At 57.2% G+C, this 25,208-nt stretch carries 23 protein-coding genes; 8 read left to right on the top strand and 15 right to left on the bottom strand.

Translation table 11 applies throughout. The annotated features are described in order from the left end of the window. Window positions 1-187 precede the first annotated feature (187 nt). Genes rfbC through rfbA form a run of 4 tightly spaced genes read left to right on the top strand, consistent with a single transcriptional unit; the run spans window position 188 to window position 3,539 of the window. A complete protein-coding gene (gene rfbC / locus ACR0KX_RS03345; RefSeq protein ID WP_480707847.1) occupies window positions 188-757 on the top strand; it encodes a dTDP-4-dehydrorhamnose 3,5-epimerase in 570 nt (189 codons plus the stop codon). Continuing rightward, window positions 754-1,794, top strand: coding sequence for a dTDP-glucose 4,6-dehydratase (gene rfbB, locus ACR0KX_RS03340; protein WP_480707846.1), 1,041 nt, complete (start codon window positions 754-756; stop codon window positions 1,792-1,794). The genes rfbC and rfbB overlap by 4 nt, the downstream gene beginning before the upstream one ends. Beyond that, a complete protein-coding gene (gene rfbD, locus ACR0KX_RS03335) occupies window positions 1,791-2,669 on the top strand; it encodes a dTDP-4-dehydrorhamnose reductase (protein WP_480707845.1) in 879 nt (292 codons plus the stop codon). Before rfbB ends, rfbD begins: the two co-directional genes overlap by 4 nt. A gap of 3 nt (window positions 2,670-2,672) precedes the next feature. Beyond that, the gene (rfbA, locus tag ACR0KX_RS03330) at window positions 2,673-3,539 is read left to right on the top strand and encodes a glucose-1-phosphate thymidylyltransferase RfbA (protein WP_480584297.1); all 867 of its coding nucleotides are present in this window, start codon (window positions 2,673-2,675) and stop codon (window positions 3,537-3,539) included. A gap of 56 nt (window positions 3,540-3,595) precedes the next feature. Here rfbA and ACR0KX_RS03325 read toward each other — a convergent pair whose 3' ends face one another. Together ACR0KX_RS03325 and ACR0KX_RS03320 are read right to left on the bottom strand one after the other, a co-directional pair. Next, complete coding sequence (locus tag ACR0KX_RS03325; protein ID WP_170630687.1) at window positions 3,596-4,498, bottom strand: glycosyltransferase family 2 protein; 903 nt, start codon at window positions 4,496-4,498, stop codon at window positions 3,596-3,598. Further along, window positions 4,495-5,616 carry a glycosyltransferase domain-containing protein gene (locus ACR0KX_RS03320; protein ID WP_170622493.1) on the bottom strand — a complete coding sequence of 374 codons (1,122 nt, stop codon included), beginning with the start codon at window positions 5,614-5,616 and terminating at the stop codon, window positions 4,495-4,497. Before ACR0KX_RS03320 ends, ACR0KX_RS03325 begins: the two co-directional genes overlap by 4 nt. Before the next feature lie 299 nt (window positions 5,617-5,915). Here ACR0KX_RS03320 and ACR0KX_RS03315 point away from each other — a divergent pair, with 299 nt between their 5' ends. Then, window positions 5,916-6,560, top strand: a complete 645-nt coding sequence (locus ACR0KX_RS03315) for an LbetaH domain-containing protein (protein WP_480707844.1) — start codon at window positions 5,916-5,918, stop codon at window positions 6,558-6,560. Window positions 6,561-6,616: 56 nt separating this feature from the next. Here the strand turns inward: ACR0KX_RS03315 and ACR0KX_RS03310 are convergent, their stop codons facing one another. From ACR0KX_RS03310 to ACR0KX_RS03300, 3 genes are all read right to left on the bottom strand, one after another. Further along, window positions 6,617-7,750, bottom strand: coding sequence for a rhamnan synthesis F family protein (locus tag ACR0KX_RS03310; protein ID WP_480707843.1), 1,134 nt, complete (start codon window positions 7,748-7,750; stop codon window positions 6,617-6,619). Then, entirely contained in the window at window positions 7,740-8,027 is a 288-nt protein-coding gene (locus tag ACR0KX_RS03305) for a hypothetical protein (RefSeq protein ID WP_480707842.1), read from the bottom strand. Before ACR0KX_RS03305 ends, ACR0KX_RS03310 begins: the two co-directional genes overlap by 11 nt. Before the next feature lie 169 nt (window positions 8,028-8,196). After that, window positions 8,197-11,055: a glycosyltransferase gene (locus ACR0KX_RS03300; RefSeq protein WP_480707841.1), complete on the bottom strand. Its 2,859-nt coding sequence runs from the start codon at window positions 11,053-11,055 to the stop codon at window positions 8,197-8,199. Window positions 11,056-11,257: 202 nt separating this feature from the next. On the opposite strand from ACR0KX_RS03300, the gene ACR0KX_RS03295 reads away from it, so the two are divergent. Next, on the top strand, window positions 11,258-12,199 hold the full coding sequence (locus ACR0KX_RS03295) for a phytanoyl-CoA dioxygenase family protein (protein WP_170622488.1): 942 nt from the start codon (window positions 11,258-11,260) through the stop codon (window positions 12,197-12,199). A 54-nt stretch (window positions 12,200-12,253) separates the two neighbouring features. Here ACR0KX_RS03295 and ACR0KX_RS03290 read toward each other — a convergent pair whose 3' ends face one another. Then, window positions 12,254-13,522, bottom strand: a complete 1,269-nt coding sequence (locus tag ACR0KX_RS03290; RefSeq protein WP_170622487.1) for a hypothetical protein — start codon at window positions 13,520-13,522, stop codon at window positions 12,254-12,256. Between the two features lie 169 nt (window positions 13,523-13,691). Between ACR0KX_RS03290 and ACR0KX_RS03285 the strand changes: the two genes are divergently transcribed. Further along, on the top strand, window positions 13,692-14,447 hold the full coding sequence (locus ACR0KX_RS03285) for a sulfotransferase domain-containing protein (RefSeq protein ID WP_170622486.1): 756 nt from the start codon (window positions 13,692-13,694) through the stop codon (window positions 14,445-14,447). Window positions 14,448-14,506: 59 nt separating this feature from the next. On the opposite strand, the gene ACR0KX_RS03280 is transcribed toward ACR0KX_RS03285, so the two are convergent. Beyond that, a complete protein-coding gene (locus ACR0KX_RS03280; protein ID WP_170622671.1) occupies window positions 14,507-15,412 on the bottom strand; it encodes a LysR family transcriptional regulator in 906 nt (301 codons plus the stop codon). 172 nt (window positions 15,413-15,584) lie between these two features. Here ACR0KX_RS03280 and ACR0KX_RS03275 point away from each other — a divergent pair, with 172 nt between their 5' ends. Beyond that, on the top strand, window positions 15,585-16,157 hold the full coding sequence (locus ACR0KX_RS03275; RefSeq protein ID WP_480707840.1) for a class I SAM-dependent methyltransferase: 573 nt from the start codon (window positions 15,585-15,587) through the stop codon (window positions 16,155-16,157). A gap of 85 nt (window positions 16,158-16,242) precedes the next feature. Here the strand turns inward: ACR0KX_RS03275 and ACR0KX_RS03270 are convergent, their stop codons facing one another. Genes ACR0KX_RS03270 through ACR0KX_RS03235 form a run of 8 tightly spaced genes read right to left on the bottom strand, consistent with a single transcriptional unit; the run spans window position 16,243 to window position 25,127 of the window. After that, a complete protein-coding gene (locus ACR0KX_RS03270; protein WP_170622484.1) occupies window positions 16,243-17,145 on the bottom strand; it encodes an FAD:protein FMN transferase in 903 nt (300 codons plus the stop codon). Beyond that, complete coding sequence (locus ACR0KX_RS03265; protein ID WP_170622483.1) at window positions 17,142-17,657, bottom strand: nitrous oxide reductase accessory protein NosL; 516 nt, start codon at window positions 17,655-17,657, stop codon at window positions 17,142-17,144. Before ACR0KX_RS03265 ends, ACR0KX_RS03270 begins: the two co-directional genes overlap by 4 nt. Then, window positions 17,654-18,475: an ABC transporter permease gene (locus tag ACR0KX_RS03260; protein ID WP_170622482.1), complete on the bottom strand. Its 822-nt coding sequence runs from the start codon at window positions 18,473-18,475 to the stop codon at window positions 17,654-17,656. Before ACR0KX_RS03260 ends, ACR0KX_RS03265 begins: the two co-directional genes overlap by 4 nt. After that, window positions 18,472-19,365: an ABC transporter ATP-binding protein gene (locus ACR0KX_RS03255; RefSeq protein ID WP_480707839.1), complete on the bottom strand. Its 894-nt coding sequence runs from the start codon at window positions 19,363-19,365 to the stop codon at window positions 18,472-18,474. The genes ACR0KX_RS03260 and ACR0KX_RS03255 overlap by 4 nt, the downstream gene beginning before the upstream one ends. Further along, the gene (locus ACR0KX_RS03250) at window positions 19,355-20,611 is read right to left on the bottom strand and encodes a nitrous oxide reductase family maturation protein NosD (protein ID WP_480707838.1); all 1,257 of its coding nucleotides are present in this window, start codon (window positions 20,609-20,611) and stop codon (window positions 19,355-19,357) included. The genes ACR0KX_RS03255 and ACR0KX_RS03250 overlap by 11 nt, the downstream gene beginning before the upstream one ends. Before the next feature lie 3 nt (window positions 20,612-20,614). Beyond that, entirely contained in the window at window positions 20,615-22,522 is a 1,908-nt protein-coding gene (gene nosZ, locus ACR0KX_RS03245) for a TAT-dependent nitrous-oxide reductase (RefSeq protein ID WP_170622479.1), read from the bottom strand. A 14-nt stretch (window positions 22,523-22,536) separates the two neighbouring features. Further along, complete coding sequence (locus ACR0KX_RS03240; RefSeq protein ID WP_480708387.1) at window positions 22,537-24,660, bottom strand: 4Fe-4S binding protein; 2,124 nt, start codon at window positions 24,658-24,660, stop codon at window positions 22,537-22,539. A 44-nt stretch (window positions 24,661-24,704) separates the two neighbouring features. Further along, a complete protein-coding gene (locus ACR0KX_RS03235; RefSeq protein WP_480707837.1) occupies window positions 24,705-25,127 on the bottom strand; it encodes a hypothetical protein in 423 nt (140 codons plus the stop codon). Window positions 25,128-25,208: the final 81 nt, after the last annotated feature.

Genomic DNA, 25,208 nt, shown 5'->3' with positions numbered 1-25,208 from the left:
CAGCCATCCTACTGAAACCCAGCCACACCAGAATTCACAAAGCTCTCGGTAGGGCCTTGCGGAATGACGCGTGGTTACTCCGCAGTGCAACTGCCAGCGCGGATAAAAACCTTTGCGTTATCGCACGGGTATGAGATGACCACACAAATCAGTGGTACGGCACTATTTGAACGAGGCAACTGGGACGATGGAGATTAGGCTTCTTGCCATTCCGGATGTGAAACTGATCACGCCCAGTCGGTTTGGCGATCATCGGGGCTTTTTTGAAGAGACCTATAACCTGGACAGGTTTACGGCCAGTGGAATCTACACGGTCTTCGTGCAGGACAACCACTCGCTGTCCAGCGCTGCTGGAACCGTGCGAGGCCTGCACTTCCAAGCCCCGCCAAAAGCGCAGGCCAAGCTTGTGCGATGCGGGCGCGGTCGACTATTCGACGTGGCGGTAGACATCCGCAAGGGGTCACCCACATTTGGTCATTGGGTCGGCGAAGAGCTTAGCTTTGAGAATGGCCGAATGTTGCTGGTCCCCGCCGGATTTGCCCATGGTTTCATGACGTTGGAGCCGGATACCGAGATTGTCTATAAATGCTCGGACACCTATGCGCCAGAAACAGAAGGGTCCATTCGGTGGGACGATTCCGATATTGGTATTATCTGGCCGCAGGTCAGTGCCGCGCCGCAATTGTCAGAGAAAGACAAAGCAGCGCCAAATCTGCGGGGCTTCGACTCTCCGTTCTCGATTGAGGACGCGTCATGAAAATTCTGGTGACAGGCGGCGCGGGTTTCATTGGCTCTGCCGTGATCCGGCGCGCTATTTCCAAAGGTCACTCGGTCGTCAACGTGGATGCGCTGACATATGCGGCCTGTTTGGAAAATGTCGCTTCGGTTTCTGGGGCGAAGGGTTATTCTTTTGAGCACGCCGACATCCGGGACGCGGATGCGATGGCCGAAATTCTCAGCCGTCATCGACCAGACGCAGTCATGCATCTGGCAGCCGAAAGCCATGTCGACCGTTCAATCGACGGACCCGCCGCCTTTATCGACACCAACATCACCGGAACCTATGTTCTGCTTGAAGCGGCGCGCAGTTATTGGGTGAATGCCGGCCGACCAGAAAGCTTCCGCTTTCACCATGTCTCGACAGATGAGGTTTTTGGGTCCTTGGGTGAGAAAGGTCTTTTCACTGAAGACAGCCCCTATCGGCCTAACTCGCCTTATTCGGCTTCGAAGGCAGGGTCTGATCACCTTGTTCGCGCCTGGCATGAAACCTACGGATTGCCAGTGGTTTTCACCAATTGTTCGAACAATTACGGTCCATTCCAGTTTCCCGAAAAGCTGATCCCGGTCGTGATTCTGAACGCGCTATCGGGCAAGCCTATTCCGATTTACGGGGCAGGGGACAATATCCGCGACTGGCTCCATGTCGAAGATCATGCCGAGGCGCTGTTGCTGGTGCTGAAAAAGGGTGAGCTGGGCCGCAGCTATAACATTGGCGGTGAAAATGAGATGACCAACCTTGAACTGGTCAAAATGCTCTGTGCCATTCTCGATCGGTTGAAGCCGGGTCAAACGCCTTATGCCGATCTGATAACCTATGTTCCTGATCGGCCCGGTCATGACCGTCGTTATGCCATAGACCCGACCCGCGTCCGGAAAGAGCTGAACTGGCGTCCATCCTACACCCCGGAAACCGGGTTGGAGCAGACGGTTCGGTGGTATCTGGACAATGCTGCCTGGTTGAATGCGCTTAAGACGCGCAGCGGTGTGGGCAAGCGGCTTGGGGTTGTCAGATGAAAGCGCTGGTTTTCGGTCGCAATGGTCAGGTCGCCACAGAGTTGCGCAGGCGTGCCGGGACGCATGGAATTTCGGTTGAAGCGCTGGATCGATCTCGGGCTGACTTAACCGACCCACTGGCTTGTGCAGCCGTCATCGAACAAACTGATGCGGCGGTGATCATAAACGCTGCCGCTTACACAGCAGTCGACAAGGCCGAGGACGAGGCGGATCAGGCGCGGCTGATCAACGGGGACTCACCGGGAGAATTGGCCCGGGCAGCAGCGCAGCGCGATCTGCCTTTCCTGCATGTTTCAACCGATTATGTTTTTGACGGATCTTCCGATACTCCCCGGTCCACGCATGATCCGACCGGCCCTTTGGGTGTCTATGGCCTGACCAAGCTGGACGGCGAACGCCAGATCGCGCAAGCTGGCGGGTGGTACGCCATCCTGCGAACGAGTTGGGTGTTTTCGGCCCATGGCAACAACTTTGTCAAAACCATTCTGCGGTTGGCCGAAACCCGCGATCAGCTGACAATCGTGGCGGATCAGATTGGCGGTCCGACGCCCGCCGCAAATATCGCTGATGCGCTTTTGACCATTGCCAAATCCGGGCAGCGCGCCGACGGAGGCTTGTTTCACTATAGCGGGGCCCCGGATGTCAGTTGGGCCGATTTCGCCCGCGAAATCGTCGCGCAAGCCGGGCTGGCCACCAGCATCGTTGATATTCCGACATTGGAATACCCCACCCCGGCGCGCAGGCCTTTGAATTCAAGTCTGGACTGCGGGCGTATCGAACAGATTTACGGACTTCGACGACCTGCCTGGAAAGCAGGCCTTTCGGATGTGTTATCCGAGATGAAGGTGGCAAACGGCCCCGCCGGAGAAGGATAGGACATGCAACGAAAAGGGATCATTCTGGCCGGAGGGTCGGGAACGCGGCTATATCCGATCACCACAGCGGTCTCAAAGCAGTTACTGCCGATCTACGACAAGCCGATGATCTTTTATCCGCTGAGCGTTCTGATGCTGTCGCAGATCCGCGAGATTGCGATCATCACCACGCCACAGGATCAAGAACAGTTCCAGCGACTGCTGGGCGATGGCAGTCAGTATGGTTTGTCACTCACTTGGATTACGCAACCGTCGCCCGAAGGCCTGGCGCAAGCCTATACTTTGGCCGAGGATTTTCTGGATGGTGCGCCGTCCGCGATGATCCTCGGTGACAATATCTTCTTTGGTCATGGTCTGCCCGAGTTGCTGCAAGAGGCGGATGCCCAGGAAAGCGGCGGGACAGTATTCGCCTATCGCGTTGCCGATCCCGAGCGATATGGGGTCGTCGATTTCAACGGTGACAAGGTGCGTGGTATCGTTGAAAAACCCATAGTTCCACCATCGAACTACGCTGTGACGGGGCTTTACTTTCTGGACGGCGATGCACCGGCCCGTGCCCGTCAGGTGCAACCGTCCGAACGCGGCGAGTTGGAAATTACGTCATTGCTGGAAATGTACCTGCATGACGGTCTGCTGAACGTTTCGACCATGGGTCGCGGTTTTGCCTGGTTGGACACCGGAACCCATGGCTCACTTTTGGATGCAGGTAATTTCGTGCGAACCCTTACAGACCGTCAGGGTATGCAGACCGGCAGCCTGGACGAAATCGCTTGGCTGAACGGCTGGGTAGATGACGCCGCACTGGAGGCACGCGCAAAGCTGTTCGCCAGATCCACCTATGGCGAATACCTGAAGTCCCTGTTGGGTTAGGCCGCAAGACGAGGTCGAGCACCCAAGACGGGTACTTGACCAATCATTTCGTGCGCTTAAGCGGTTTGTCCTTTGCCCGCATCTAGCCAACCATTCTGTTCAAAGGAAGATTGGGTTTCATTGCGGATCGTCACAAGGGTCGGGTGATATTGGGTGCCTAACACCGCATTCCGAATCCGGTGTTCCCCGTGCAGGGCTTTCAGGTTTTTTTGGCCTGCGTCGTTATATTTTAGACGTTGCTCGGACGTGTAGCTCTTTGTTTTTGAATGGAAAACAAAGCAGTCAATTGATACAGCGCACAGAAAACCGGCATCCTGCGCCCGCAGGACAAAATCACTTTCCTCGCCGTAGCCCATTGGAAAACGTTCTTCGTCGAACATCCCGATGGCGTCCAGCACCGGTCGACTGATCGCAAGGCAGAATCCATTAAGCTGCTCGACAACCGGATAGCCAAAGCGCTCGGCGAATTCGCCGCATAGTGTATGTATGGCACCGATCACTTCGCCGTTTGAGGTGACTTCGTTTGGCCGTGCATCTGGTCCCGGCAGGAAAGGAATGGACTGCCAGCCCCCCGCGTTGGACAATGGTCCGGCCAATCCAATCTTCCAATTTGAGTTTAAGCAGGCATCGAGACGATTTAGCCAGTCACCGCTTACAATTGTGTCGCTGTTGAGCAGAACAATCATGTCAGCAGTGGAATACCGCATTCCGGCATTTGCCGCCTTGCAGAACCCGCTGCCTTGCGGTCGACGGATCAAGTGGCAGTTGCCGGGATTGCTGGCAGCAAATCCCTCACACAGTTTCTGCGTTTCCGTCTCGGATCCATCATCTACAATGATAAGCCGGTCATCGTTCCTGAGAGTGTCGAGAACAGATTGGATACAGGCTTGCACATCGTCAAAACTGTTGTGGACGCAGACAATAACCTCGGTCGGTGTCGGAGTTTTGTTTCTTTTCATGCGCGATGCCTCGTACGCGCGAAATACGCGGATGACCGCATGTCACCGGGCAAGTGTTTGACGCGTAAATCGGGTGTTTCTGCAATGGCCAAAGGCAATGAAACCTGGTCGCGTTTCGAGCCACGTGCCAGCATCCGCCACCAACTGTTGCACATCTGCCGAACTTTCGAAGACGAAGGGCGCAAAACCATAACCATAGTTTCATACAGATCAGTGTCGCGAAACGCTGGGTGGGATTGGTTCTGGCTCAGGTGAAGCGCCATCGTACGCAGATCGTCTTTGGCAAGTTGCACGCATTTTGCGGCCTCGGCCATCAAACCTTGACGGTCAGGATGTCGGAAGGTCGCAAAATCGAAGGACTCGGGATCCAGCGAGTTCAAAATATCTTCCGGGCCATGACACATCATTATGTTGCCGTCGATCCAGATCACCCATTCGTAGTCGGAGAAAAATGCCGGAAGGTTCAGCTTTGTGAACCGGGCCTTGCGGCGGGTATCCGCATGGTGAAACGGCGCGTGTACCTGTTGCCATCCGCCGGTTGCATCATATGCCCGATCTGAAAACACAAAGAAGTCAGCAGTTTCTTTCCAAGCCGGATCGATCGGAACAAGCGAGTCAAATTGACCGAAAATTGCCGTTACAACAGCAATACGCTTTTTGTTGCTGTTCGTTAGGCTAAAGGGGTCCAACGCCCGGCGATCATCGGGGCGCAGGGGTTGATCTCCGGTGTCACCCAAGGGAAATCCCATGCGCACAAGGTACTCAATTCCCCACATCGAAAGGGTTTTGCCATCTTCAGCCGCCAGTTCCTTGAACGGTGCCAGGGCAAACTTTACCCCGTCCGATTTATAATGCGACAGGGCGTCTTTGGCAGACGGCAGACCATTTACTTGCGCGTACCATTCCCGGTCTAGGTGACTGGATGCAGACGCGGCAAAGAACTCTGCTGCATTTGTATCATCCTGACCCAAGCCCGCTTCGGTCAAGTACCGGCCAAACTTCTCAAGCTCGAACTGACGCCGTTTATTGCGCCTTGCAAGCAACACTTTGAGCGCCGTCCGAAAGTCTTCGTCGCGGACCAGCATCATCCGGCGGTTGATTGATTTGGCCAATCCCATGCAGCTACCCTTGTTTACCGCGCGGCGGGCTAACCGGTGTGATGCCACGTTCAAAGGCAGCGGCCTTTCGCGGCAGGACGACGGAAAGCTCGCGTAAATCCAAGACTTCTTTGGGCCTGCGCGAACCGCTTTGCAGTATTGCTCTAGTCGCTCTGAGGATCACCAACACTACTGCTGTTTGTTCCCCGCGAGCGACCAAACTTCTAGGTGGGTGCGCACGTCAGTTCAAGGTCTGCCCGGCGGATCCATCAGGCATATCACGCGTGTGTGCATGCGTGTGTCACTAAATCGACACGCAAGTGGTTCTGGTGGTCTTTGTACGATCCGGTCATTACTTGGAAACACCAAACGTGATCAACAATTATCGGGTGAGGGTTACTCGGCCGGAGGGTACATATATGACACCAAGGGAATTCCTAAGAGAACGCGGTCGGGCGAACCCCAAATTCTTCCCCGCAATTCTGGCAGACGCACAGGCTGTCGCGGCCTCTTTGCACAGTGCCGAACTTTGCAGAAAGTGGTCAGCCGCCCATGTTGTTCTAAGAATGATTTGGGAGGCTGACGGGTATCTCGCGATTGTTTTGATTCGGGCTGCCGCGCGACTGCGCGCACATGGGGTTCCAATCTTACCGACCGTCCTTCGACGCCTTTCCATCCTGATTGCTCAGGTGCACATTGGTGCCCCTGTCGTTATGGACCCTGGTATCGTTTTGCCGCATGGGCAGGTGGTCATTGACGGCATTACTCATATCGGAGCGCGCGCCACGATCAGACCCTTTGTAACGATTGGCTTGCGTGACGGCGATTATGTCGGCCCTACGATTGGAAAGGGTGTGAGCATTGGTACGGGCGCAAAGATCATCGGCCCCATTACCATCGGGAACGGCGCACGGATAAAGGCCAATGACGTTGTCGCCTCGGATATTCCTGCCGCGAAAACCTGAAGGCGGGCTGACAGATTTCGACCGAGCGCGGCAGGTGCCGTTGGTAGCTTGCTAGATTATTTTAACAGAGTTCGCCTTAGATACTGCGCTTCTTCCGCAACGTCCCAGGTGTCGCCAAAGCTGTTGATGATCCTCATTGTAATGTCGGACGCTTCCCGCTGATGCCAGACGGGTGTTTTCTTCAGAAACGGAAACCGCATTTCTCTTAGGTTGAAATCAGGCAATGCGTAAGAAACGCCCAAGCATCTCGCGGCCGCAAGAAGAAACGATCGAAGTGTTTCGGCGTCGGGGCAGCTTTGCAGGACTTCACGCTTTAACGTTTCAAATCTGGGATTACCCAAGACGATCACATTCTCGGAAATCTGTTGCAGACGTTCAAAGGGTAAATTTGCCATAAGGCTGTCAAGCTGTTCAACCGGATAGGTGCTTGACATTGAAAGGCCTTGTTCAAGCGCCCATTTCGTCAGGCCCTTTTCGCCCCTTTTTACGGTCAGGTCTTTGTCATTGACCAATGGGTAGTTTTTCCAGAACTCAAAAAAACTTTGATTGCGCAGCACGTTCGGTGAAAAGGACACGGCGAAGGACTGAAGATGGTAGCCGGACGCAAAAGAACCATAATCCCAGGGCTCCGGCGTTAGCGATTTCGGGACAATTGTAGATCCTCCAAAATTGGAGGTCGCACCGATAAAATCTGTCGGGCTTTGTTCAACGGACGCGAACCAGTTCTGCGATCCCGGAGCCGGAAACCAGGTCGAGTCGTTCAGAAGCGTCAAGCGCGTCAAGCTGTCCAGCCGATCCCGCAGGTACAGGTTCGCCTCACGATACGCGCCGAAGTCATAACCGTGGTTTGGACGTTCAATTACAATCGCGCTTCGTTCGGAAATGGATGCCTTGTCTTTTTCCGACAATGGCATGTTCGAGACCGTGATCGGGGATACTCCGGCTTCGAGCATGTAGTCCAACGCGGCAAGTCTTGACGGCCACAGTCCAAAAAAAGGAGCTATCACATAGATGCAGACATGATCTTTCAACGCGACCGCGCCGGGTGAGATTCGAACCTTTGACCGCTGGGTATGGTCGTAGATAAACGGCGAATACACGCTGGATGCGGATCGATAGATCAGGCGGCTGAGTTGCCGGGCGGGCCGAACAAGTTCCCTTCTTATTTTTGCACTCCGGCTAATTGGCATGGCGATTGGCACCCGTTTCGGGCCAGTTCTGCTTTGCGGCCGTCGAAACGGCCATTAGGTGCCAGCTGTCCACAGCCGGAATGTTGCCGATCCGCAAACTGCAAACGACAAGCCCGTCTTTTTCAGGGATAGCATGTGCCGCAGGCAGTCCAGAAGCCGCAAGATGCGACATACAATTCTGGTCGAACGCCGGACAGTTCTCGGCTTTTTTGATCTGCGGAACCCAATGGCGCTGCCAGAGCGAGTCTTTTTTATTGCCTTCAGTCAGCTTAGTCATTCTTACCTATCATCGATCCTATAGGGCCATTCGGCAATGCCGACGTAGCCTTAAGGCACTCGTCTCGTCGAATGCGCATTTGTTTCAGCGCAAGTATGGTTCCCCATATGTTTCAGTGCGTCGATGCTCTAAATAGTCCCGCTGGTTCATGATCTGAACTCAAAACTGATCACAAAACCGGTTTTGCCGTTTCACGTTCAGAGCCGACGAAATTGGCAGGAACGTCCGGGCGGCGGTACGGCGCCTTGCGGATCGTTTCGTATTCCGCGTCGAAAGCAGGTCGCTTTGAAACCGGCGCATTGCTCGAAACACCACCATGTATCTGGTGGAATGTCCCTTCACCCAGCAACATATGAATCGTCACGCCCGGTTTCTCGCAAGCGCGTTTCCACAGATCAAGGTTCGCTAGACCACCGCCCGGCGAGCGGAAGCGCTCCTCGAACCCATCCAGTTCTATCCAGAGTTTCTTGTGCATAAAGACAGCGTTTGCTTCGGACGGAAGAACCTTCCAACCCTTGCCTGACGACTTTGCGAATACCGAAACATCGAACAGGCGATACCCGTCGTCTTCCCATCCTGAGTTTTCCAAAAGGGCATCCTCGGCAGAGGCGTCATATCCAGACTGAACCGCATCGGCCTGCACTTCGTGCCCCAGATGAAACCCGAAGGTTCCGACAATTGCGTTTGGGTCAGTGTTCAGTTGATCCAAAGCGCGAGACAGCATACCGGGTGATGCCATGCGCGCGCCGTCAATGAACACGCCGATCTGATCCGCCTTGGCAGCGGCAAGCCCTATGTTCACGGCGTGACATGGGGAGACATTGCCAGCTGGCAGGGAAATGACCCTTGCATTGGGGGCTGTTTCAACCCAGCTGGCAAATCCGCTCGTGTCGGTGGAACCGTTGTCCACGATGATTATTTCGTAATCATCCGTCGAGATGTCCTTTTGCATTTTGGCGGACAGCGTACGCAGTGTGCGTGGAATTTCCCGGGCCATCTCATGTGCAATCACTACGACCGACAGGCGCAGGGTGGTGGGGACCTCAGATCCCGTCACAGTATCTGCAACGGGACCATCCGCCAGACACGCCGCCAGATTTCGGACAGGTCGTCGCCCGGTTGCCGCGCCCAGACACGCAATCGGTTCGGGTTTCATCACCTTGTCCAGTTCCTCGATCGAGGCGACATCATAAGTGTCTCCCAGAACCCCCGCCTCGATTTCCTTGTAGTGGCGCCCGAGTTTGGTGTTGTCGGGATCAAGGCCAGAGACAACGGCAAGACCCTTGCGGTAAGGCCCGACAAAGGTTTCAAACACCGATACGGACAAATCCGGCCGGTAGCGCCTGAGTATCGGGACGATCTTGTAGACGTCACCGCACCAGGCGTTGAACCGGCGGTCGCGCTCCAGCATCTCGATCTTGTCCGGCAGCACGTCGTCGATCAGAATAACGCCGTCGCGACCCATCCATTTCTCGGTTTCGATGAAGTCGCGCACCACATATTCGGCCAGATGCATGCCGTCGATGAAGGCAAGATCGATGCCTTGCGGGAACAGTGCCTTGCATCTGTCCGTGTTGGCAAAGAAATCGTCGCTTGTTTCCCGATACAGCCGCGCCGGAGCTTTAATCTGATTTGACAGAGTAAACGCCGGATCGACACCGACACTGGGGCAGTTGGCAAGACTCAGGCTTGCCCCTGTATCCACGCCAATCTCGAAATAGCTTTCAGGCCGTACATGACGATGAACCTGTCGTAAGCAATTCAGGTAACTCAGCTTCTTTTCTTCAACGCCGTTGCGGCGCGCAGCTTCGGATAGCAGACCCAAAGGGGCAAGATGGGGCCGCGCCCTTCGTTCATCCGGCACAAGACCAACGGTCAGGGTCGGTTCGTATTTTTCGGTAATGCCCGCGCGGATACGGCTGATATAGACGTCTGCCAACTGAGACAGAACTTTGTTGCTGGCTTTGCCGAACTCGGTTGAGATGGTCGGTACACGCTGCGTCATGCGCCGCGTTTTGCCGTATAAGATAGGGCTGCGCGCATTGACGATGGCCTGGCTTCCGGTGACTTCTGCGTGGCGGTTCTTGTATTCGGCGACAAGTACGTTGCGGTCTTCCGGTGATTTTTGCGTCGTCACGCCGCTGTGGTCCTGATGGAATGTGCCTTCGCCTGAAAGAATGATGTAGCTGTTGTCCTGCTCATGGATAAGGCGCGAAAAAATCTCGAGATTTGCGAACCCCGCGCCGGGCTCGCTGTATCGCTCATCAAAGCCGCCGTTTTCCTGAAACACTTTGCGTGTCGTAATCAGGCAATTGGTTTCGATAGCATCTACAAAGCTGCGCCGATAGTTCTCGCCTGGATAAACCGCATATTCAAACAGACGATAGCCATCCGCGGGCCAGCCAAGCGCTTTCAGATCTTCGGTCTCACGTTCAAATGCATCGGATGCCAGAGTGAGGTTCTGGGATTCAGCCCCCAGAATATACTGAGGTACGTTGATAACCGGGTTTTGGAATCTCTCGTAGACTTCGCCGGAATTGCGGACGACACCCGGTGACAGCATATGGGCCCCGTCGATCATCAGCGCGATCATCTCATGACGGGCGGCTTCGATACCCTGGTTCAGTCCGAAAACGGGCGAGGGGTGGCCATCCACCCTGATGATCTGGCTGACAAATGGAAACCGGGCTTGAAGATCGGCAGGCAACGGTTCGTTCGAGCCGTTGTCGATGATGATGACCTCGATGTCACCGTCAGAAACGCCCTGATAGTCCGGTGAACACGAAATCAGGGTCCGTTCGATTTGTCTGGGGATATCGTAGTAGGCGATAACGATGGACAGGCCGGTAAAGGCACCTTTCGTGGCGTCATCTTTCGGCCGTTCGGATTTCAGGCTGTCGGTAACCCTGTCAAACGTCGCCTGATAGATGCGATCACGCTCTTTCAGCTTATCACGTTCTTCTTCAAGCGCGCTGATGTGCCGAAGCAACTGATCTATCCGACGCTGTGTTTTTGTATTCGGTGACATCGTCCGAACTTTCTCAATTCTGCTCGCGTCCCAGAGTGGTAATTGAGTAAATTTACCAACACAACCACACGAATCACGGGATCGCGCATTTATGACACAGGTACCATCGCCCTTACACGGGGCCGTTCTGAACGATGAGCTGGTTGCGAAGGTTTCGAAGGCAGCCGGGGTTTTTCGCAAGGACGGTCAGATCGGCGACTTGGTGCGCCTGCGCGATTCAAGGGTGATGGCAGGTAAAAGCGTGCACACCGATCTGAACACCTCGTGGATGCGAGGCAGGCCCGTGGCGCCCGAAAACCTGTTCGATTTGGGCCCGCATGGAATACCGGAAGTCGATATTCATGAGCTGACAAGCGATGCTGTCATCAGCGCGATGCATCACTACGGCGCGATAATCGTCAGGAACTTTTTTGAACCGGCTCGGGCGTTGCGATTCCAAAAAGACATTGATGAGGTCATGGACTCGGCCAAAGCATTTGCAGAAGCCACACAGGACGGTGCGCCTGACGATCGCAGCACGACCCAGAAATCTTACTTCATGCCTCTGACCAAGGAAGCCGGGTTAGACAGAGAAACGGCGCATGTATTCCTGAATGACAGTGGTTCGATCGAGACATTTCTGTCTCCGCTCGTTTCGCACAATTTGTTCGACAGTTTTGAACGCGTCGGGTTGCGGGAAATTTTACAGCGTTACTTTCAGGACGAGCCATGCGTTTCCTACCAGAAATGCGTGCTGCGCCGGGCCACGCCACTAAAGCATAAGGCTGAATGGCATCAGGATGGCGCGTTCATGAACAAGAACATTCAAAGCCTGAATGTCTGGGTCGCTTTGACAGATTGCGGCGAAGGCACCGAAAGTCCAGGGATGGATTTGATTCCGAAGCGACTGACTAAGGTTTTGAAGCCGGGCACGAATGGCGCGATTTTCAACTGGTCGATCTCAGGCGCAACGGTCGCCGAAACCTTTCCTGACATCAAACCGGTCAGACCATATTTTGGCGCAGGTGATGCGCTGTTTTTTGACCACTTCAACCTTCACGCAACATCGTCGGACCCGGGTTACACGCAGCCGCGATATGCCATCGAAACATGGTTCTTTTCCAAGTCGCGCTGCGCGACGAACCAGACGCCGGTGTATTGGTAACCGGCATCTTCCGAAGCGTATTGGGGCGGCTTGTCAACGGGTGCGAAGCGGCCGCTAGGCCTTACCAACGCGCTTTTTGAGAGACTTTCTGATCTTGCGAAACCGATCCCGAAGAGAACGTCGATTTACCTTGATCGAAGATGCAACCACTTTCGCCAGCGGTTGTTCCAGTTGCTCGCGCAGTAGCTTTACCTGCTCTGTCTTCAGGTCCAGCGCGGCGGTCAACGACGCGACGCGACGGTTCAACTCGCTGCATTCCCGGTCGTAATTACCAACGATGAAGTTCAGCATCGGTGATGCTTCATCAAGCTCTTGTCGGACACGGGCAATTGTCGCCAGCGCTGTGGGTGCATTCGGGTCGTGTTTCAGCAACCGCAGTGCCTCGTAGACATCGCTGGTCCATCCGTGGGTCAGATCGTTGTGAATGACATCTTCGGGCGTTCGTGTGTGGTTGCGCAGGGAGGTGCTTAGAAATTCATCAATTTCCGGGACAACTGTCTGCAGATCATTCGGATAAGACAGGTGCGAATGCTCTGCCGCCATCGTCAAGGTTGTAACCGGGTCCGAAATACAGTCTTCATATGCAATAAAGGCGCGCTGCATCCCATCCGTGTCAGACACCGCATCCAACATATATCTCAGCCACAGCAGACAAGCGTTGGTTTCCGAAAGCGCGTTGCGCTTGACCAAAGACGCGATGACCTCCAGCGGGTTGCGAACCGTTATCACGGCCGTCATCGGAACCTGATTTTCCAACGCTGCGCGGTAATGAGGCACCAGCCTGCAAATCCTGGGTTCTTTCAGAACCACAGGCTGACCCGCAGGAAACTCATCGGCGAGCAGTGCCCTGATATCCTGCTCGAAATTCTGACGGTCTTCCGCGCTGACCGTTTTCAGCTTGCCAGGGCTCCAGTCCGCCCATGTCAGGTCAGCACCGTTCAGATAACGGTCGTTCAATCTGGCGACGGGTTGGCTTTCCCAATGTCCGCGTCTGTTCGATGCATTTCCTTTGATCAGTGTTTTCGGCAATGCATATCCCAAGAGGTTGAGCACCCTGGTCACAGAGGAACTGCCGCTGCGATGCATACCTAGAACCAGTACAATATGTGAAGGAAGCGGTGCGTCGGTCATTCTGATTAAACTCGCTTGAGATTCTGAGCTTCGTTGGGGTGGATGCGTCGGCCCGACAGGGTTACCTTGATACCTGAATTGAGGAAATAGGGTGCCATGCTTGGTTATTTTGCCGTCCGGGACTGCTTCCGAATTTTGGTCGGTACTGATCTGAGCACATCGGCCTCGAAAATACCGGCTGACCTTAATCATCAAAGGTAAACCAAATCAAGCGGTGGATGATGTTACGGCGCTGGCCGTATCACAACGTGATTTGATCCTGTTGCTTTGGTTGCTTTTGCCTCTGGGCCTACAGATAACGCTGACGTAGAAGAGTTGTGAAACCGTCCTGCCATCGCCTTCAGCAAAAAGTGGGGTTCTTTTGAAAAGTTCATCAACGCGGTTACCAAACCTTCTTTTAGTCGGTGTTCAAAAGTCAGGCTCGACCTGGATGCATGAAGTGCTGTCTTCGTCACGGCATATTTTCGGGTCCGCCAAGAAAGAGGTGAATTTCTGGGGGCGGGCCGACTGCGCTTCGCGGCTTGATGAATACCGCGCGCATTTTCCCGTCTGCGAAAAGCCCGGTGCCGCATATTATCTTGAAAGCACACCACATTATTTTCAGGCACCCAATGTTTTTGTGGATATTGCCAGTCAGATGAAAGGTGCTGTCCCGGACGTGCGCCCAGTGGTTATTCTACGCAATCCAATTGATCGCTACCGGTCGGCCTTCACGCATCACATTCACAAGGGTCGGCTGGACTACACACCTGAAATCGATCTGATGACAGATGACCACATTATGCTGTCAATTGGTTTGTACGGACGTATCCTAAGTCATTGGAAAACGGTGTTTCCTGACATAATAGTTTGCCGCTATGATGATCTGAAAGATAACCCGGCTGCCGCGATCAGGCATCTTTTTTCCGAGCTGAAGATCCCATGTGACATCTCGCCCGACACGCTTTCCGATCCGATTCACACAAGTGCGCACAAAGTCAAAAAGTCCGGCTGGCCCGCGCCACCGCGTCTTACACCCGGGCTGCACAACAGGCTTGTGGATTTTTATCGCGAAGACATTCTGACCCTGCAAAGCCTTGTGCATTTTGACGTAACAAGTTGGCTAAAGACGGCCTAGAAACGGCGTCGTCCTTGAGGGATGTCGTACGCGTTTCTCAGAACCGTCAATAGTTTCAATCACACCTTCCTACCTGCCTTGCCGCCGAGTTGCTCGGCAAGCAGGTCAAAGACAAACCGGATGCGTCGTGCGGTGTGCAATTCGGAATGCGTGGCCAGCCAGATTGGAAAAGTGAAGGGGTCCCGATCAGGAAGTACGCGTTCAACTCCGGGCGTCATGGCGGCGACGTCGTCTGACATGACACTCACGCCCAGCCCCTGACGCACCAGTTCCCAGGACACAACACCGGTTTTTGACCCCATCTGAAAGTTCTTTTCGGTAACCGGAACCCCGGCCGGATTGAGGAAGCCGATCATTGTGCGCACTTCGCCGAACCCGACGAAGTCCAGCTTGGCAAGTTCTGCTTCGGTTTTGGGCCGACCCACCTGATCCAGGTAGGAAGGCGTTGCATAGAAATGCGCTGTCGCCTCGGCCACCAGTTTCGCGATCAGGTCCGGCTGCGTTGGGCGTACATGTCGGATCGCAATGTCGGCCTCGCGTCGCTGTATGTCGCGCAGGTCATTCGCGGCGACCACATCGATCTGCAGCCGCGGCGCGAGTTTGCGTATCTGTTTGAGGATAGGCGGAAGCTGGTAGGCGGACATGACGTCCGAGGCGGTAATCCTGACCTGACCTTCGATGGTTTTCGACTGGCTTGTTGCCGTTATCGAAATCCGGTTTGCCACATCGGCCATCTCTCGCACGTGCACCAGCAATTCTTCACCCGCGCTGGTCAGGTTCAGCGTTTTTCCGACCCGTTCGAACAGGGTGACGCCAAGGGAATGCTCAAGCGCTGCTACCTGACGGCCCACGGTGGGTTGGGTTTGTTCAAGCACGCGCGCCGCCGCCGAGAAAGACCCCATTTCAGCCGTCGCCAGAAATGAGCGCACCTGGTTCCAATCAAAATTGATCGCCGTCCAGTTCATGCAATAATGCATAACACTTCTGCAATTCGAGGCAATTCCATATATCTGTGTTTAAGTTTAGCAGGCGCAAAACACCCATTTACGAAAGAGACGCATTATGGCCGCACGAACCACAGATGCCGCATTCTGGAGCAGGATATCCCGAAAATACGCATCCGATCCAATTCGGAACATGGACGGGTATCTTAAGACGCTGGAACGCACGAAATCCTACCTGAAACCCGATGACACCGTGCTTGAGATCGGCTGCGGCACCGGGTCGACGGCGCTGTTGCTCGCCCCTCATGTCGCCCACATAACCGCCACGGATGTGGCACCGGGAATGATCGAGATCGCCGGGGAAAAGCTTGAACGCGAACGCTTGCAAAACGTCACATTCCAAGTGGCCGAGGTTCTTGATCATCCCTCGGACCATGCGACATATGACGCGGTTCTGGCGCACAACCTGCTTCACCTGCTGCCGGATCTGGACGCGGCGCTTGAGCATATTTCGTCACTGATAAAACCCGGCGGTCTTTTCGTTTCCAAAACGGTCTGCGCGCCAAGTGGTGGCGGGTTCAAATACGCGATGATCCGACGCGTCGCAATTCCGTTGATGCAGGCCGTCGGAAAAGCGCCGTTTGTAGAGTTCTTGCCAGTGGCGACCCTTGAACAAAAGATGGCCGCCGCGGGGTTTGAGGTAATCGAGACGGCAGATCAATTCGGAACATTGCCAAGCCGCTATATCGTCGCGCGAAAGCGCTGATTGCGTTGCGGCTTTCAACTTCAAGGCGCAGCCGACTAGGTGGACCACGGCGCTGTTCTGTTAGGGATGTGTTAAGCCCATCAAATCAAATCTGCATCTCTAGCCTTGCGCCCGGAAACTGCGACAGAACCGGGTCGATCATGTTTTTGGGAAGCGCGCACAATGCCGTCGATAATCCGTCGGCCAGCGCAGCACTGGGCGCGGACACCGAAATGGCGCGGTGAACCAAACCTTCGCCCGTTGGGTTCAGGATATGCCCGTGCCCCCCGGACAGCGCCATTGTCGAAGGGGCCGAGGTTGCGACGGCGCGGTCCTGCAGACCGATTTGGCGGTGCACGCGACCTTCCGGACCCGCCAGCCCGACTTGCCATGGGCGGCCATCGCCGCGTTGCCCCTCGGCGCGGATTTCGCCCATGTTGACCAGAACATCCCGTAGACCGAATGATTTCAAAAGGTTGGTCACGCGATCCGTAACTTCCCCTTGCGCCACGCCGTTCAATGTCAGCGCGGAAAGACCGGGGGAAGGCAATTGTATCTCTGTCGCATTGACCGAGACCTTGTGCCAGCCAATCGCCCGCCAAGCAGCCTCGCGCGTGGATGCGTCTGCGTTGTTGGCCAAGGCCACCCACAGCGGTTGAACGGTGGGGTCAAATGCGCCGCCGGACGCAGTGTGCAGGGCCGTACACAAGCCGAGCAATTGCAGCATCTCGGGCGATGGGGCCGACAGGCGCCCGTCCTTGTTCAGACGGCACAGCTCCGACTCAGGGCGGTACAGGCTGAAGATATTTTCAAGCCGGGCGACTTCGGCGGTGACAGCGTCGAAGATGGGGGCGGCGTCGGCCTTGTCCAGCCCATTCAGGCGCATGCTGGCCTGCGCCCCCATTGCTATGCCGCGCCATTCGGCGAAGCGATCGGTCGCAGCCTTTGCCGGAAACGCGGCGCAAGCGGCTGAGATGGTCAGAAAGCGGCGACGGGTCAGGGTGGTCATGCGGGTGTCTCCAGCGCGAGGTCCAGATCGACAGGCCCCAGAACTTCGGTGTCAGGAATGTCGGACAGCGGGAGCGCAGTGCCGCCATATTCTTCAATAAAGCCCTGGGCAGCGGCGGGATCGCCAAAGGGCACCACTTCGCGCGCGCCCATGCCGCCGGCGACGTTGGCCCCGACCACAAAGCTGGCACCCTCGGCGTCGATCCAGTTGGAAATTCCCGGTTGCCGCCAGCTGGGGGCGACGCTCATGTCGCTGACATAGACGGCGGTGATTCTGGCGTCCCGTTCGGGGCTTTTGAGATAGGCCACCATGTCGCGTACCTGGGCAAAGAACAGCGGTGTGGGGTAGCCTTCCAGATGGATCTGCCCCTTGGGGCCGCCATGTTCGGCGATGTTCATCTGGCAAAAAAAACTCAGCGCGTCCGGGGTCAGATCGACCGGGTCGGGGGCCTCGACCACCTCTTCCTTGCAGGCGGCTATCGCGACCAGAGCGATCAGGGCAAGATATCTCATGGCTCGACCCTCCGGAAGGCCAGCCGCGCAAGGGCAAAGCCCAGCACCGGCCAGATCAGCAGTGAGGCGGGCGCAGCCCAGACCGGCAGGGCCTGCGCGGCCCCGGTCATGCCGGATGCCATCGCGACGCCCTCGGTCGCGGCGATGTTCCACAGACGGAACGCGTCGGCCGGGTTGGCCACCATCACCCATGGAAAGACGGATTGGGTGAAAGCGCCGCCCTTGTCCATGACGACAGCCCCCAACAGGCCCAGATCATAGAGGACGACAAAGACCAGCCAGAGCCCGGCCGACAGACCCGCCGCCGCCGTGGCCCCCTTCGCCAGGGCGGACAGCAGGTATCCCAGCGCCAGAAACACGGCGCCCAGCAGGATGGAAGTAAGGATCAGGCGCGCCAGAGCCATCAGGCTGTCCGGCCCTGCGCCACCAAAGAAGGTGGCGACCGCGCCTGCCGTGCCAAAGCCGATGGTCATGGCAAAGGCCAATGCGGCCAGATGGGCGGTGAATTTGCCCAACAGGATTTCTCCGCGTCCCGCCGGGTAGGACAGCAGCAGCGACAGGCTGCCCCGGTCCACGTCGCCTGCGATGGCGTCAAACGAGATCATCAGCGCCAGCAAGGGGGCCAGATACACTGACAGCGTGGTCATCGACGCGACCGAGACGGTCAGCATGTCGACGCCCAGCGTGCCAGTTGGGGCGCTGCCTGCGAAGGTAAGTGCCAGTGCAAACAGCACCATGATCAGCGTCGCGACCAGCAGCCAGCGGTTGCGGCGCAGGATCAGCATTTCGGTGCGGGTGATGGCGAGGAAGCGGGTCATTGCAAATCCTCCTGAGCGTAATGGCGATAGAGGTCTTCCAGCTTGGGCGGGGTCATCTCGACATCCGCTACCGCGTCGCCCAGACCGGCGATCCGGCGCAGGGCTTTCATCTTGTCGTCGGGGGTGCAGAGCAGTTCGACCGACGCGCCATTGATCCGGTTGCCTCCCAGTTCGGCGGCCAAGGCGTCCGGGTTGGTGCTGGCGCGCACCTTCAGGCGGATCGGCAGACCGGCCAGCGCCGACAGGTTGTTGAGTGTGTCATCGGCGACCATCCGGCCCTTGCGCATGATCGCTATGCGGTCGGTGCGGGCCTCGACCTCGGTCAGTGCGTGGGACGCGATCAGGACGGCGGTGCCTTGCGCGGCCAACTCGTCGATAATGACATAGAGGTCTTGCCGCGAAATCGGGTCAAGGCCGGAGGTTGGCTCATCCAGCAGCGCCACTTTCGGCTGGCCCAGCAGAACCTGAGCCAGACCCAGACGTTGGCGCATTCCTTTCGAATAGGTGCCGATCCGGCGATCCAGTGCATCGCTGAGGCCAACGCGGTCCAGCAGGCCCGACACATCCGCCTTCGCGCCCGATAGCTGTGCGAACAAGGTCAGTTGCTCGCGGCCTGTTAACGCCGGATGAAACGACACCGCCTCGGGCAAATACGCCGTTTCCCGCCGCGCCTGTGCGCTGCCGGGGGTGGCGTTTCCGATCCGGATGGCTCCGCCATGGATCGGCGTCAGGCCGAGGATGGATTTGATCAGTGTCGACTTGCCCGCGCCGTTATGGCCCAGCAGCGCAACGCGCTGACCGGGGGCAAGGGACAGGGTGATATCGTCAAGAACGCGGGTTTTACCCCGATCCTTGAGAACATGGTCGATTGACAGGGCCTTATCCGTCATGAGGCACCTTTTTCATTGCTGGGGGTTCAGGGGCTTGCATCAATGGGTTGCTGTCCATCACGCCCCCCGGCAACAACGCCGGGAAGGCCGATTGCGACCAGCGCACCAATTGCACGGCGGGGGAGCCGAGCAGCAATTTGGCTGCGGGTTGGGTCCACAGCACATGATCCACCGAGTCGTTGGGGCGATAGGGGGCATCGGCAATGCCATTGCCATCCACATCAAAGGCGGCGAAATCGGACCAGTAGTTGCCGCGCCCGTCTTCGGACCACTCGACCCATTTGGTCGAGACGTATTTCACCTGGGTCCGGTTGCCGACAAAGGCGTTGCCAAGGATGCGATTGCGCTCGGAACCCGCAGTGAAGTGGATGCCGATGCCGCAGCCCTGAAACCAGTTGTCGGTGAACTCATTCTTGTTCGAGTTATAAAGGAAGGTGCATTTTTCCTTGGCACCTTTCACCACATTGCCGGTGATGGTGCTCTTGTTGGCGTAGTTCAGCATCACGCCGTGTTCGCGGTCGCCGATCGAGACATTGTTGGCCACGGTCACATTGGTCGTAAACATCACCGCATAGCCCAGATCGTTGCCGATTGAGACATTGTCACTGACGACCGAGTTGTCGGCATACATATAGTGAACCGCAAAACGCAGATCGCGGAACAGGTTGCCGGTGAAAGTGTTCTTCTTGGACGAGTTCACAAAGATCCCGTCGCGGCCATAGCGAATATCATTCGATTCAACCCGCGCACCCGGCGCGTTCCAGACATAGACACCATTGCCGCGCGCGTTCATGTGGCGGTCCTGCCGCCCCTCGATCCGGTTTCGGCGCACAATGCTATCCTTCGCACCATGGATGTCGATGCCGTAGAGATTGCCCAGCAGCACGTTATCCTCGACCACCGGCGCTTGGGCTGTCTTGGTCAGTTGGATACCGCTGTCGATCCCGTCATGGTCCGAGCCCGAGCCAATCACCGTCAGCCCGCGCACGGTCACGCCCGGCCCGGTTACGGTGATGACGCTGCCTTCGCCCTGTCCGTCGATGGTGGCCTGTCCCAGCCCGTCAATCGTGACGGGCCGGTCCAGAACCAATGTTTCGGTGTAAACACCGGGGCTCAGGCGGAGGGTATCTCCATCCGCCGCCTGCGCCAGTATCTCGTTGATGACCCCCGCCCGGTTGGGCACATCCCAGTCCGCCGCCCAAAGGGGCGAGCCGAGCAGGAGCGGTATGAGCAGGGACCAGCGCATCGTTTATGCGCTCCGCGGCTCAACAAACATCCGGCCGCGCATTTCCATGTGCAGCGCGTGGCAGAACCACTGGCAATAGTACCAGTGTACGCCCGGACGGTCGGCAATGAACGTGACCGAGGCGGTCGCCTGCGGCCCGATCTCCATCGCGATGCCAAAGTTCGACAGGCACAGCCCGTGGGTCACGTCGTCCACATCATCCAGGTTGGTGACATAGATCGTAACCTCGTCGCCCTGTTTGACGGTGAACTTCTCCATGCTGAACACGGGCGCGACCGAAGTCATGTAGACGCGGACCTTGTTGCCATCCCGGATCGGCTCTTCCGCGCCGTAATCCAGATCGACACCATCGGCCTCGGCCTGTTTGCGCGCATCTTCCCACATCGGGTCGTTGCGATCCCAGACGTTGACCGGGTTCACCTTGGACCGGTGCACAAGGATCGAGTCATGCGGTTCTGCAAAGGTCGGGCCGTCATGAACCACCTTCATCTTGTCGCCCGAGATGTCGATCAACTGCTCGTTTTCAGGCTTCAGCGGACCTACGTTCAGGAAGCGGTCTTTCGAGAACTTGTTCATCGAAATCAGCCACTTGCCATCGGCCTCAGCAGTCTCACCCATCGAGGTCGAGTTGTGGCCCGGCTGATACTGCACGTCCACCTTGTCGAGGATCGGGTCAACATCCGCACCTGCATAGGCTTCGATGGCCTTGGCGATGTCCCATTTCACAACCTGGCTGTCCAGGAACAGGGTGGTGTAGGCGTTGCCTTTGCCGTCGAACGCGGTGTGAAGCGGGCCAAGACCCAGCTGCGGTTCGGCCACGATAGCGGAACGCGGATCGGCGTTGTCGGCAAACAGCGCATCGACTTTTTCCACATCAATCACGGACACGGTCGGCGACAGCTTACCGTTGATCATGATGTGTTTCTTGTCGGGTGCAGCGTTCACACCGTGTGGCGAGTTCGGAATCGGGATGTAGCGGGTCAGGTTGCCGCCGGCCTCTTTCCGGCCGTCCACGACCTTGACGCCGTTCAGTTCCTGATAGTTCCCGGCAGCCACAGCCTCTTCGATGCCTTTGAGGTTGAACACGACCACATGGTCCAGCTCATTCTCGGTCATCTCGGCCAGGTTCATACCCATTTCCGAGTTATAGGACGTCGAGAAGGCATATTTGCCCTGATAGTCGCAATCGGTGTTGTCGAGGTTGCCCGACACCATTACCTGCCACGCGATTTCCATCGTATCACCGTCGATGGCGGTGAAGATATTCACGTATTGCGACGGATCGTCGAGGATCTGGCCGTCATTGACCAGCGGTGCCTCGTGTTCGCCATTGGCAAAGATGTAACCGGTGCGCGGGTATTTCTGTGGGCGCAGGCCGTGGATGTCATGCGCGTTCGGGATCTCGATGATCTTGTCGCATTTCATCACGTCGCAGCGCACACGGGCCACACGGGTGTTGGCCTTGTCGTTCATGAACAGATAGCGGCCATCATAGGTGCCATCGGTGAAGGACATATGCGGGTGGTGCAGGTCGCCGTTGTCATAAGTGACCTTGCCGTTTGCGGCCAGATATTCCTTGGTTTCGGGCAGCAGGCCCTCGGTCAGGATTTTCAGCGATTCATTGGTCTGGCCCCAACCAGTGGCCGAGCAGCGGTTGAACACTGGAACCCGCATCAGTTCGCGCATGGACGGCACGCCGAGGATACGCAGCTCACCGGTCTGGCCCGAGGACCAGAAGCCGTAATATTCGTCCAGCTCACCGGGTTCCAGATGCGCATTCGCAGCAGCACTTGCCTCGCGCGCGGTCATCAGGGTTGAACCCAGACCGGTCCCGGCAATCACCGCGCCGGTGGCGGTTGCCCCCAGCATTCCACGGCGTGTGATATTCAGTTTCTTATCATGTTCCGACATGATCGTTTCTCCTTTTAGGAAACGGATTGCGGTTTGGCGTTCGGATGGTTCGCCGGTGGTTGTCCGAGGGGGGTCTTGAGGTTGACCGACCCTGTCTTGGCCCGCCGTTTCAACTGGCGGATAACGACGGGACATTTGTCCTCGGACTGGTAGAGCACCTGACAATGCAGGCAGGTGACGCACTCGTTCGGATTGATCTCACCGGTGGGGTGGATCGCCTGAACGGGGCATTCGTTGGCGCAGGTCTGACAGGGGCTGCCGCAATCGGGATAGCGGCGCAGCCAGTCGAACATGCGAATACGGGCAGGGATCGCCAGTGCTCCGCCCAGCGGGCAGAGATAGCGACAGTAGAACCGTTCGATGAACAGCCCGATCCCCAGCAGCAGCAGCGCAAAGACGACAAACGGCCAGTCGCGCATGAATTTCAGGATGATCGCGGTCTTGAACGGCTCGATCTCGGCATATTTCTCGGCCAGCGGGATCGAGACAAAGCTGAGGCCGAAGAGACCGAGGAAGATCATGTATTTCGCGGGCCACAGGCGCTCGTTCAGACCCCAGGGCAGGGTCCATTGCGGCACCTTCAGCGCACGGGCAATCTTGTTGGTCAGTTCCTGCAACGCGCCAAACGGGCAGAGCCAGCCGCAATAGGCACCCCGGCCCCAGAACAACAGGGCGGCGGCGACGGCAAACCACTGGATAAAGACCAGCGGGTCCAGCAGGAAGGCATCCCACGAGAACCCTGTGCGCAGGCTGCCTGCCAGCGCCATCAGGTTGACCACGCTCAGCTGTGCATTGGCGTACCAGCCGATGAAGAACAGGGTCATAGTCAGGTATCCGATGCGGAACCAGTAGAAAACCCGTGCATTCATGGTGGCGTGGAACTGGAAGAAGAAGGTGGCGGTCAGCACTAGCAGCATGACGCCCAGAACCGCGATCTCGACCGTGCGGTCCTTCCAGATACGCTGCCACAGGGCGGCCTTGGCGGCAGCCTCGCCGGTGGCGTCGTCGATCACAACAGGGGTGGTGACCGGCAGCAGATACTGTTCCGGCAATTTGTAGCCCAGATCGAAGGTCAGAAAGGTTTTCTCAACCGCGCCCACGGCGCGCTGCACCAGCAGTTGCAGGCGGAAGGGTTCAGCCGGGTCAAATTCGGCATCGGTGGGGATTTTGAAGATGTCGAGTTCGGTAAAGCTGGGCGCATCCGGCGCGGCCACTTCACCCAGACGACGCTGCTGACGGTCGAAGAACCGCACCGAACTGTCGCCCTGGATCAGCTGAATCCGGTCGAAAATCCCGCCCCGCACATAGCCCGAGCCTTTGAAGCTGTACGCCCCACGCCCCAGCACCAGAATGGCCTGTTCGCCTTCGTCCAGCCAGTTCACAAGGTTCTGGTATTCGGCCTCACCCAGCAGCGATTTGCCGATGGACGGGACCGAGACCAACGCCATGTGCATGTCGATGAAAGTGTCATCGGGCTCACCCGGTTCGGGGCGTTTGATGGCGCGCTGATCGCCCGTGGCCTCAAACGCCGCGTTGACTTGCCCGATATCCAGCGTCAGCCGCCGAACCGAGCCGTCGCCGGACAGCGTGGTCCAGTCGTAAACCGCATCCTGCGCCATATCGACTTCGCGCTTCGGCCCATCGGCCAGCACGGGGGACAACCCACCCAGACCCAGCGCGCGCGCCACTTTGATCCCGCCGCGCACAAGGCTGTCGTCGATCACCATGATCGTGACGGTCGCGCCCGAGATGATGTCGAGGTCATGCCCCTCACCCCCGGTCTCGGCCTCAACCTTGAGGTCCAGACCGGCATAGCCTTCGGTCAACTCGACCATGCGCGAATTGGGGATGCCGATCAGAACGATGGGTTCCGAATGCTTGACCAGTTTCACACCAGTCAAAACCGCGTCACTGTCGATGGCGGCGACCACGTGGATGGGCTTGCCGGAATATCCGGTGGTGCCCACGAAATCGGATGTCAGAAAGGCCCAGGCAACCGTCTCACCGCCCTTCAGAACCGGGGCAACGGGCACGTCATCGCGCACCGGGCCAAAGGCATCGGCACCGGGAACCAGATCGGCAGGCGTGACATCGGGCAGGAAACTGGCAAGGCTGTCGGCATGGGCGCTGATCGCCATCAGGCAGGACAGGGTAAAGGCCAGCAGGGCATGGATTGCGCGACTTACGACCACGGCGCACCTCCGGTAACTTGGGTGAACGCCATGGACGCGCGCAGGGCGCGTTCAGTTGTGTCTTGGGGCACCAACGGGGGGCCGCGGGTTTCGGGCCACAATCGTTTCACATCGTATACACAGACCTGATCAGGGTTTTCGCAGCGCGCGGTTTGAACAAATCCGAACCGTGTCACGGCAGGCAGTTCGGGCACAGGCGCCCCCGAGGTGACGGCGCACAGGGCGCAGTCAGCGCATTTCGGGCAGGGCGCGGTCGGGTCATCGGTTTCTTCAAGATCCACCTCAACCCAAACCGCGCCGCCCTCCGAGCAGATTTCGATCCATGTGCTGTCCCCGGCGCTCGCCAGCGCCGGGCCAAGCATTTGCAAAAGCAACAGGAAAATGCCCACCACACCGCACGCCGCACGGGACACGCGATCAAGAAAGGTATGCGGGGGGCGGCAGATGAGCATTGAGAATCCAACTCGGCGTTCGTTCCCAAAACCTATGAGATT

It is taken from the genome of Ruegeria sp. BG5 (genome assembly GCF_056538425.1).
Note: the sequence above shows the minus strand (reverse complement) of the source record. Positions and strands in the feature narration are given on the sequence as shown.